Source organism: Sphingomonas sp. CCH5-D11, from assembly GCF_001557395.1.
In the GTDB taxonomy this organism is placed as follows: Bacteria; Pseudomonadota; Alphaproteobacteria; order Sphingomonadales; family Sphingomonadaceae; genus Sphingomonas.
The window spans coordinates 1-10,173 of record NZ_LSKH01000229.1 but is presented as its reverse complement, the minus strand read 5'-3'; the positions used below and the strand labels follow the sequence as shown (position 1 = coordinate 10,173).

Sequence of the window (10,173 nt, the reverse complement as noted above, 5' to 3'; positions counted from 1 at the left end):
GTTGGGAAGGCGGTGGTGATGGCCGTTGCGCCTGCCGCCATTTGCTCCGTAACTGGACCCCGGCCTTCGCCGGGGTGGGGTTTGCGGGTTGGTGATCTGCGCTCTCGCACGATCGCGCCGTGATGCCGGGCTTGTTCGGGCAGTCAGGGGGGGGCGCGGACCTTCCGGCTTTGCGTTTGCGGAACCTTGGATCCCGGCGCGGGGCCGGGATGACGTGGCTTTTGGGGCGAGCGGAGGGGGGCGATTCCATGTCAGGTGTTGTGCCCCGGCGGAGGCCGGGGCCCAGTTGGGAAGGCGGTGGTGGTGGCCTCCGTGCCTGCCGTCTTTTGTTCCGTGACTGGACCCCGGCCTTCGCCGGGGTGGGTTTGGGGGGTGGTTGATCCGTTCCTTTGCGTGATCGTGCCGTCATGCCGGGCTTGTTCGGGCAGTCAGGGAGGCGCGGACATTCCGGCGGTGCGTTTGCGGAACCTTGGATCCCGGCGCGGGCCGGGATGACGTGGTTTTCTGGGGCGAGCGGAGGGGGGCGGTCCCTTGTCAGCTGTTGTGCCCCGGCGGAGGCCGGGGTCCAGTTGGGAAGGTGGCGGTGATCGCCGCTGCGCCTGCCTCCTCTTGTTCCGTGACCCGGCCCCGACCTTCGCCGAAGGTGGTTATCATCGCGCGATCCCGCGTGCGCCCGGGCGGGTCGTAAAGAATGTTACCATGTTGGCCTTGGCGCGTGCTTCGCGCTACACCGGTGGGCGAACGTCCGAAAAGAATTGGGAATTTCCATGCTGACCCTGTTTCGTACCGGCGCCTTGCTCGCCTCCGTCTCGCTGGTAGCGGCCTGCGCCAATGTCGAGCGGCCCGTGGGGGGCGCGGTGGCTGCGCAGCCGGCGGCGGATGCGCCGAAGATCGGCACCTTTGGCTTTGACGTGGCGGGGATGGACCGGTCGATCGCGCCGGGGACCGATTTCTACGGCCATGCCAATGGCACCTGGGCGGCGACCACGCCGATCCCGGCGGACAAGTCCAACTATGGCATGTTCACCCTGCTGGAGGATCTGTCGACCGAGCGGACGCGCGGCCTGCTGGACGAGGCGCGGGCGAAGGGCGATTCCAAGATCGGCACGGCTTATGCCACCTATCTCGACCAGGCGGCGATCGACGCCAAGGGCCTGGCGCCGATCCAGCCGTGGCTGGGCAGGATCAAGGCGCTGAACGGCAAGGCGGGCTATGCCGCACTGCTGGCCGAGGCGGACCGGATGGGGATCGCGATCCCGCTGCGCAGCTATTTCGGGCAGGACGACAAGTCGCCGGAAACGTATGTCGTGCGGATCGGCCAGGGCGGGCTGGGGATGCCGGACCGCGATTATTACCTGTCGACCGACGCCAAGCTGGCCGAGACGCGCGCCGCTTACCTGACGCATCTGACGCGGATGCTGACGCTGGCGGGCGAGGCCAATGCCGCCGCGCGGGCGAAGGCAATCCTTGATCTCGAGACCGGCATCGCCAAGGCGCACTGGACGCGGATCGACAGCCGCAACCGCGACAAGACCTATAACAAGATGACGGTGGCGGAACTGGCGCGCATGGCGCCGGGGCTGGACTATGCCGCCTATCTCGCCGGGATCGGCGCGCCGGTGAGCGAGCTGCTGGTGGCGCAGCCGACCGCCATCGCGGGCGAGGCGCGGCTGATCGCCGCCGCGCCGATCGGGGTGCTGCGCGACCAGCTGATCGTGCGCAGCCTGGAAGGCTATGCCGATGTGCTGCCGGCCGCGATCGACCAGGCGGTGTTCGCGTTCGAGGGCACCGTTCTGTCCGGCACGCCCGAGCAGGAGCAGCGCTGGAAGCGCGCGGTGGACTTCACCAGCGAGGCGCTGTCGGACGAGGTGAGCCAGGTCTATGTCGCGCGCTATTTCCCGCCCGAGGCCAAGGCGGGGGCGGACGCGCTGGTCCGCAACGTGATCGCGGCGATGGACCGGCGGATCGACCAGCTCGACTGGATGGCGCCCGAGACCAAGGTGAAGGCGCATGCGAAGCTCGCCGCCTTTACCCCCAAGATCGGCTACCCCGACCGCTGGCGCGATTATGCCAACCTCCAGATCGTGTCCGGCGACGCCTTCGGCAACAAGGTGCGCGCGGCGAACTGGGCGCATGAGTGGAACGTCGGCCATCTCGGCAAGCCGCTGCAGCGCTGGGAATGGGGCATGACGCCGATGACGGTGAACGCTTATGCCAATTTCGGCATGGTCGAGATCGTCTTCCCGGCCGCCATCCTGCAGCCGCCGTTCTTCGACCCCAATGCCGATGCGGCGGTGAATTACGGCGGGATCGGCGCGGTGATCGGCCATGAGCTGAGCCATCATTTCGACGACCAGGGCGCGAAATATAATGCCGAGGGGCGGCTGACCGACTGGTGGACGCCGGCCGATGTGGCCGCGTTCAAGAAGCGGACGGATGCGCTGGTGGCGCAATATGACGCTTATGAGCCGCTGCCTGGTATGAAGGTGAAGGGCGCGCTGACGCTGGGCGAGAATGTCGCCGATCTGGCCGGGCTGACCGTGGCGCATGATGCCTATATGGCCTCGCTGAACGGCAAGGCGGCGCCGGTGATCGATGGCTTCACCGCCGACCAGCGCTTCTACCTCGGCTGGGCGCAGGTGTGGCGGCGCAATTACCGCGAGGCGAACCTGCGCCAGCGGCTGCTGACCGACCCGCATTCGCCCTCTCAGCAGCGCGCCGGGATCGTGCGCAACCTGGACCCCTGGTATCCTGCGTTCACGCCGGACGAGAAGGCGCCGCTGTACCTGGCGCCGGAGCAGCGCGTGCGCATCTGGTGATCGGGTTGGCCGGGCGGGCCGGGCAGGGCGGCGCGCGCGTCACCCGACCGGCGCGGGGGGCAGGGCGGCGAGATCCACGGTGCGTTGGATGCCGATCGCGCCGAGAAACGCGGGGTCGTGGCTGACGACGAGCAGCGCGCCGTCAAAGGCGCGAAGGGCCTGTTCCAGCACCTCCATGGCGGCGAGGTCGAGGTGATTGCTCGGCTCGTCCAGCATCAGCAGCCATGGTGGCCGCACGCCGGAGAGCGCCGCCGCGAGCCCGGCGCGCAGCCGCTCCCCGCCCGATAGCGTGCCGACCAGGCGCTGCGCATCGCGCCCGCGAAAGGCGAAGCGGGCGCAGGCGGCGTGCGCTTCCTCCGCGTCCAGACCGGGGTGGAGCCGGCGCATGTTGGCGAGGATCGTGTCGTCATCGGCCAACAAGGCGACATGCTGATCGAGCAGGACGATCCGCTCGCCGCGCCGCCGCACGCTGCCGCCGGCGGGGGCGAGCGATCCGGCGGCGAGGCGCAGCAGGGTGGATTTGCCCGCGCCGTTCGGCCCGGCGATGGCCACCCGCTCCGGCCCATGGATCGCCAGCGTCCAGGGGCCGAAGCGGCGGCCGCCGAGATCGACCATTGCATCGGTGAGCGCCAGCACCTCCGCCTGGGACGGCAGCCCGCTGGGCGGCAGATCGATGGTGAGCGGGGTCAGCACCTCCACCTGCGCGCGGGCGGCGTCGCGCTGGCGCACGGCCTCGTCGATCTGCCGCGCCGCCAGCCGGCGCCCCTCGCCGGCGCTGTTCTGCGCACGCTCGGCACGCGCGCCGAGCAGGATCTTCGGCTCCGACCCCTTTGCCGCAAAGGCGCGGCCGGCCTTGTCGCGGCGATCCCTGGCCTCGCGCGCGGCCTGCGCGGCCTGGCGCGTGGCGTGAAGCGCCGCCTCGCTGCGATCCCGCTCCGAAGCGGCGCGGGCGAGCTCCGCCGCGCGGATCGCGGCAAAGGCGGACCAGCCGCCGGTGACGATGCGGATGCCGACCGGGCTCAGCTCGACGATCCGGTCCATGCCCTCCAGCAACTGCCGGTCATGGCTGGCGACCAGCACGCCGCCGCGCCAGCCGGCGAGGAGGCGCGCGATCGCGGCCCGGCCGGTGGCGTCGAGATTGTTGGTCGGCTCATCGAGCAGCAGGAGATCCGGGCGGGCGATCGCCAGCCGCGCGATGCCGATGTGCGTGCGCTCCCCGCCCGAAAGGGTGGTGATGCGGCGGTCGAGATCGATCCCGGCCAGCCCGACATCGGCGAGCGCGGCGTCAATGGCGGCGGCGAGCGGCCAGTCGGCGGCGTCGAAATCCGCCGCGCTGCCCGCCCCCGCCTCGATCCGCCGCAGCACCGCGAGCGGCGCGGCGACGCCCAGCGCCTCGGCCAGCCTCTGCTCGCCGGGCCAGTGCTGGACGAGCATGGCGCAGGTGCCGGCGCGATGCATGGTGCCGGCGCGCGGCGCCGCCTCGCCCGACGCGATGCTGAGCAGGGTCGATTTGCCGCAACCGTTGCGCCCGACCAGGCCGATGCGCTCGGCCCCGACCGACAGGGTGAGGCCGTGAAAAAGCGCGCGCCCGTCAGGCGCGGCGGCGGCGAGATCCGAAAAGGTGAGAAAGCTGGACATGGGCACCGGAACAGAAGCGAGGAGCAGGGCGGGTGGCGCTGATCATCGGCTTGTTCACGGGCGTGGCTCCTGTGCAGGTGAGCGGCGGATATAGCGGCTGCGCGCGGCGCGCGCCAGCGGGGGTCAGCGCGCCAAGCCTCTGAACGCAAATGGCTATTGCGACACACTTGCAACATCATCGCATCGTTTCTATGCAGCGCCCCGCCACCTGGGGGGACGTGATGAAGCTTGCGACGTGTTTGATTGCCGCTGGAGCCTGGGCCGGGAGCGCCCATGCACAGGATCTGTCTGGGACTGACGGAGCGGGAGGCACGAGCCGCGACGATATCGTGATCACCGCGGCACGCACCAACCTGCCGGCGAGCGCCCTGCCGCTGACGGTGGACGTGATCGACACCGAGGCCCTGGCGCGGCAGGTGACGGTGTCCGGATCGGTCGTGGATGCGATTTCCGCCTTGCTGCCGGCCTTTTCCCCGACGCGCGAGAAGATCACGGGATCCGGCGAAACGCTGCGCGGTCGCTCGCCGCTTTATGCCATCAACGGCATTCCGCAGACGACCCCGATCCGTGATGGTGCGCGCGACGGCTATACCATCGACCCGTTCTTCATCGACCGGGTGGAAGTGATCTACGGCTCCAACGCGCTGCAGGGCATCGGCGCAACCGGCGGCGTGGTGAACCAGGTGACGGCGCGTGCCCCGCGCGAGGACGGCTGGAGCGGACGCGCCCTCTTGCAGGGCAATGCCGGCGACGATTTTTCCGGCGACGCGCTGGGCGGCAAGGTTGCCGGGCTCGTCAGCTATCGCGGCGGGCGGTTCGACGCGACGGCGGGCGCGACGTTCGAGCGGCGCGGCGCGTTTCTGGACGGACGCGGGCGGCGCATCGGTTATGACGGCAACCAGAGCGAGATCCAGGACACGGATACCTTGTCCTTTTTCGGCCGCATCGGCGTGGACCTGTCGGACACGGCGCGGCTGGAGATCATCGCCAATCGTTTCCGGCTGGAGGGCAACAACCATTATGTGCCGGTGGACGGCAATCGCGCGACCGGCACGCCGGCCACCACGCGGCGCGGCACCACGCCCGGCCAGCCATCGACAGGGATCGCGCAGATGGTGTCCGCTTCGCTGACCGACGGCGACCTGGCGGGCGGCGCCTTCACGCTGCAGGGTTTCTACAACCGCACCAGCGATACCTTCGCCGGAGGCATCCTGGCGACGTTCCAGGATGCGCGGATCGCGCCGGTCGGCACCCTTTTCGACCAGTCGCGCAACGTCTCGCGCAAGCTGGGCGGCAAGGTGAGCTATGAACGCGCGGTGCCCGGGTTCGAGGCGCTGACGATGACGCTGGGCTTCGACGCGCTGATCGACCGGACCGAGCAATCGCTGGTGCAGACGGGCAGAAGCTGGGTGCCACAGACCGATTTCCGCAGCCTGGCACCCTTTGCGCAGGGCAATCTGAAACTGTTGAACGGGCTTGTCCGACTGGCGGGCGGGGTGCGTTACGAGAACGTGCGCCTCGACGTGCCCGATTATACCACGCTGGCCAGTTCCGGCGCGCAGTTCGTGACGGGGGGCAAGCCATCGTTCAATCGCGCGCTGTGGAATGGCGGCGTGGTGGTGGAGCCGATGACGGGCGTCCGCGCCTATGGCAGCTATGCCGAGGGATATACGATCGCCGACATCGGCCGCGTGCTGCGCGGGGTGAGCACACCCAATGTGCGGATCGACGACTTTCTCGACCTGACCCCGGTGATCTCCAACAATCGCGAAGTGGGCGTGGAGGTGAAGCAGGGACCGCTGACCGCCAGCGCAACCTATTACTGGTCATCGAGCAAGTCCGGATCGGTGCTGGTGCGCAACGCGGATGGCATCTTCAACGTGGTGCGCCAGCCGATCGACATCGAGGGGCTGGAGCTGAATCTCGACACGCTGACGCCGCTGCCGGGATTGAAGCTGGGCTTCGGCTACAGCCATGTGAACGGGCGCACCGACACCAATGACGACGGCTTGCTGGAGGCGGATCTGGACGGCGCGAACATTTCCCCCGACCGGCTGAACCTCAATGCGGAATATGCCGCCGGCCGGTTCAGTGCGCGGGTGCAGGGCCGCTATTACCTGTCGCGCCGCTTCGAAGGACAGCCGATCGCAAACGATTTCACCGGCTATCAGTTGTTCGACGCATCGATCGCCTATGAAATCCCGGTCGGGCGGGTGATGCTGAGCGTGCAGAACCTCGGCAACAAGGATTATGTGACCTATTACAGCGACACGCAGGGTCCGACGGACAATGCCCGTTTCTACACGGGGCGGGGGCGCAACTTCACCCTGAGCTGGCAAGCCACCTTCTGATGGCGCTGCTCGCCCTGCTGCACCGCTGGATCGGGGGGCTGGCGGGCGCGTTGCTCGCGCTGCTCGGCCTTTCCGGTGCGGTGCTGGTGTGGCGCGACGCGCTGACGCTCGTACCGCACGCGCGCGACGCGCTGCGCGATGATCCGGGCGCGGCGGCGCGGGTGGTGGAGCGGCTGGCAACGACGGGGCCGCCGATCGACCGGATCACCTTCGCCAGTGAGGATCTGGGGGTTCACCAGCTTGGCTATGCCGATGGCGGGGGCGCCTATGTCAGCCAGGCGGGGGAGATCGTGGCGCGGTGGGACGGCCTGTGGCAGCGACCCGAATTGTGGCTGTTCGACCTTCATCATCGCCTGCTGCTGGGCGATGCGGGCGAGACGGTGAACGGAATAGCCGGGCTGATCGGCCTGTTTTTCGTCGTCAGCGGGGTGATCCTGTGGTGGCGGACGCGCGCCCGTTTCCGCCCGCGGCTGTGGCCGGCGAAGATGACGTCAGGCGCGATTGTGCATCATCACCGCGACCTGGGCGTGCTGACCGCGCCCTTGCTGACGCTGTCGCTGCTGACGGGGGTGATGATGGTGCTTCCGGCGGTGGGGCAGTGGGTGCTCTCGCCGCTGGGCGCTGCACCGGCGGCGAAGGTGCCGGCGGCGTCCGACGCAGGGCCGGGCGCGCGGCCCCGTTATGCGCGCCTGTTCGCCGCGGCGCAGACGCAATTCCCCGGCGCGGCGCTGCGCCGGCTGCAATGGCCGCGCGAGGCGGGCAAGCCGCTGGTGCTGCGGCTGCGCCAGCGGTTCGAATGGACACCCAACGGGCGCACGTTCCTGTATGTCGATCCCGCCACCAATGCGGTTCTGGGCATCTTGGATCCGGCCAGTGCCGGGCGACACGAATATGTGCGCGAGAAACTGTATCCGCTTCACGCCGCCAAGGTCGGCGGGTTGGCGTGGAAGCTGGCGATCACCGCGTCCGGGCTTGCGCTGGCGATGCTTGGCAGCCTTGCGGTGTTCGGATTCTGGCAGACGCGTGCCAATATCGGGCGGGCCAATCGACGCAAGCGGACGCGCGCCGCGGCGGCATCCGCGCGGGTGACCTGAATGACGGACGCCGCGGTATTCGATCGCCTGGATCCGTTCGTCCAGACCTGCGCAGGAGAGTTGTTCCCAGCGCGCAGTTTGACAGGCACGGGACGAACGGATCGGTTGGGGGCGCCGCAGCGCTAGCGGGACACCAGCATCGGGGCGGCGACGGGCGCGGCGACTGGGGCGGCGTGGGTCAGGGCGAAGGGCACGTCTTCCTCGATGAAGCCGCGCAGCATGGTGCCGGCGGGCATGTCCGCGCTCTTGCCGGTCATGAAGAAGCCGGCGGGCGCGAAGACCACGGCGGAGACGGCCACCGCGCCGGCGGTGCCCGAGCCGCCCTTGCTGTCGAACGTGCCCGACAGGCGGATGGTGCGGCCGTTGGCGTTGACGCTGAGCACGCGGCCGACGATGCGGCCCGACTTGCCCCACATGCCCTTGTTGCGCACGTCGGTCAGCTCGCCGATCGCCGGGCTGCCGACGGGGATGATTACCGCGCCGTTGACGGCGACGGCCTCCGCCACCTCCAGCCGGACGCGATCGTTGATGCGCGCGTTCTTTTCCCGCGTGGTGAGCCCTTCGATCAGCCGCAGCGCGACGGGCGTGCCGGCGCGCAGGACATTGGGCGAGGCGGCGGGCATCACCACGGCCTGCGCGGCGGCGCTGGTGGGGGCGCCGGCGAGCAGGGCGGCGGCGGGCGGCAGAAGCATGGCGGCGGCGGCGAGCAGCGTTTTCATCGCGTCATTCCCCTTGTTCAACGGCGGGCAGGTGGCGGCTTGTTCGATGGCGCTGTTGTAGCGGACGGGCTGGCGCAGCCGGACCGCGCCGCGACGGGGGCGACCGGATTGCGCCGGGCGCGCCTGCGTCGCGCGAGCGGACCGCCCGGTCGCGCGGCGGGCGCTTTTGCCTTGCGCGGCGGTGATCTTCGGCTGCCCCTTATGCCCTTGATGCGAAGGAGGTGAGGTTGGGCGGCGGCAAGGCGAACCTGTCTTGCCTGCGGGGCCGGAGCCTGCGACGCCTTTCACTCGGCAGGACGGCCCCGGTGGAGGGCGCGCGCAGGAGAGGATGGCCATGGCTTTCAAGACGCGGATCACCGACATGCTCGGCATCGAGCATCCCATCGTGCAGGGCGGGATGCAGCAGGTGGGCCGCGCGCCGCTCGCCGCCGCCGTCTCCAACGCGGGCGGGTTCGGCATCCTGACCGGGCTGACCCAGCCGACGCCGGCGGCGCTCAGCGAGGAGATCGAACGCTGCCGCGCGATGACGTCCAAGCCGTTCGGCGTGAACATGACGGTGTTTCCGACGATCAACGCGCCGGACTACAAGGCCTATGCCCAGGCGATCATCGATGCCGGGATCGAGGCGGTGGAAACCGCCGGCACGCCCGCCGTCGCCGAATTGTGGGAGATGTTTCGCGCGCACGGCATCCGCATCCTGCACAAATGCACTTCCGTGCGCCACGCGCTCTCGGCCGAGCGCAAGGGGGTGGACGCGATCTCGATCGACGGTTTCGAATGCGCCGGCCATCCGGGCGAGGACGACATCCCGGGCCTGATCCTGATCCCCGCCGCCGCCGACAAGGTGAAGATCCCGCTGATCGCCAGCGGCGGCATCGCCGACGGCCGGGGCATGGTCGCCGCGCTGGCGCTGGGCGCGGACGGCGTGAACATGGGCACCCGCTTCTGCGCGACGGAAGAAGCGCCGATCCACCCGCGCGTGAAACAGGCCTATGTCGACAATGACGAGCGCGGCACCAACCTGATCTTTCGCAAGTTCCACAACACCGCGCGCGTGGGCAAAAGCGCCGTGTCGGACGAAGTGGTGCGGATCTCCGCGCAGCCGGAATCGACCTTTGCCGACATCCAGCATCTGGTGGCGGGCGCCAAGGGGCAGATCGTGATCGAGCAGGGCGATCTGGACGCGGGCATTTACTGGGCGTCGATGGCGCAGGGGCTGATCCACGACATTCCCACCGTCGCGGCGCTGATCGAACGGATGGTGGCCGAGGCGGAGGCAATCGTGGCGCAGCGCTTGCCGGCGATGGTGGGCGAGCGCGCGGCGCGCGCGGCGTGAGGGGCGGGGGTTGAGGGCGGCTAAGCGGTTCGTGGACGTTTTGCAGTCTCACGCGCTGCGTCATTCCGGCTGTGTGCCGGGATCCAGTGTTCCGCGGATTCGACGGTTTGGGGTTTGCGGCGCGCTGGATGCCGGGACGAGCCCGGCATGACGGGGAGGGCGGGCTAAGCGGTTCGTGGACGTTTTGCGGTGGCTCACGCGCTGCTTCATCCCGGC

The 10,173-nt window shown here is 69.4% G+C and carries 6 protein-coding genes; 4 read left to right on the top strand and 2 right to left on the bottom strand.

Translation table 11 applies throughout. The features are described 5' to 3' along the window. Positions 1-767 precede the first annotated feature (767 nt). Positions 768-2,819, top strand: coding sequence for a M13 family metallopeptidase (locus AX702_RS14320; protein WP_066780677.1), 2,052 nt, complete (start codon positions 768-770; stop codon positions 2,817-2,819). A 39-nt stretch (positions 2,820-2,858) separates the two neighbouring features. Here the strand turns inward: AX702_RS14320 and AX702_RS14315 are convergent, their stop codons facing one another. Further along, on the bottom strand, positions 2,859-4,457 hold the full coding sequence (locus AX702_RS14315) for an ABC-F family ATP-binding cassette domain-containing protein (protein ID WP_066780676.1): 1,599 nt from the start codon (positions 4,455-4,457) through the stop codon (positions 2,859-2,861). A 221-nt stretch (positions 4,458-4,678) separates the two neighbouring features. Between AX702_RS14315 and AX702_RS14310 the strand changes: the two genes are divergently transcribed. Further along, positions 4,679-6,808 (top strand): TonB-dependent receptor, encoded by a 2,130-nt coding sequence (locus tag AX702_RS14310; RefSeq protein WP_197420617.1) that lies wholly within the window; start codon positions 4,679-4,681, stop codon positions 6,806-6,808. Continuing rightward, a complete protein-coding gene (locus tag AX702_RS14305; RefSeq protein WP_082746275.1) occupies positions 6,808-7,902 on the top strand; it encodes a PepSY-associated TM helix domain-containing protein in 1,095 nt (364 codons plus the stop codon). The genes AX702_RS14310 and AX702_RS14305 overlap by 1 nt, the downstream gene beginning before the upstream one ends. A gap of 122 nt (positions 7,903-8,024) precedes the next feature. Here the strand turns inward: AX702_RS14305 and AX702_RS14300 are convergent, their stop codons facing one another. After that, positions 8,025-8,621 carry a hypothetical protein gene (locus tag AX702_RS14300; RefSeq protein ID WP_066780678.1) on the bottom strand — a complete coding sequence of 199 codons (597 nt, stop codon included), beginning with the start codon at positions 8,619-8,621 and terminating at the stop codon, positions 8,025-8,027. Between the two features lie 334 nt (positions 8,622-8,955). On the opposite strand from AX702_RS14300, the gene AX702_RS14295 reads away from it, so the two are divergent. Next, positions 8,956-9,957 (top strand): NAD(P)H-dependent flavin oxidoreductase, encoded by a 1,002-nt coding sequence (locus tag AX702_RS14295; RefSeq protein WP_066780671.1) that lies wholly within the window; start codon positions 8,956-8,958, stop codon positions 9,955-9,957. Positions 9,958-10,173 lie beyond the last annotated feature (216 nt).

What these genes read in the sequence shown, in the direction of transcription:
- AX702_RS14320 (WP_066780677.1), top strand. Translation starts at nt 768, where the DNA reads ATGCTGACCCTGTTTCGTACCGGCGCCTTGCTCGCCTCCGTCTCGCTG.
- AX702_RS14315 (WP_066780676.1), bottom strand. Translation starts at nt 4,457, where the DNA reads ATGTCCAGCTTTCTCACCTTTTCGGATCTCGCCGCCGCCGCGCCTGAC.
- AX702_RS14310 (WP_197420617.1), top strand. Translation starts at nt 4,679, where the DNA reads ATGAAGCTTGCGACGTGTTTGATTGCCGCTGGAGCCTGGGCCGGGAGC.
- AX702_RS14305 (WP_082746275.1), top strand. Translation starts at nt 6,808, where the DNA reads ATGGCGCTGCTCGCCCTGCTGCACCGCTGGATCGGGGGGCTGGCGGGC.
- AX702_RS14300 (WP_066780678.1), bottom strand. Translation starts at nt 8,621, where the DNA reads ATGAAAACGCTGCTCGCCGCCGCCGCCATGCTTCTGCCGCCCGCCGCC.
- AX702_RS14295 (WP_066780671.1), top strand. Translation starts at nt 8,956, where the DNA reads ATGGCTTTCAAGACGCGGATCACCGACATGCTCGGCATCGAGCATCCC.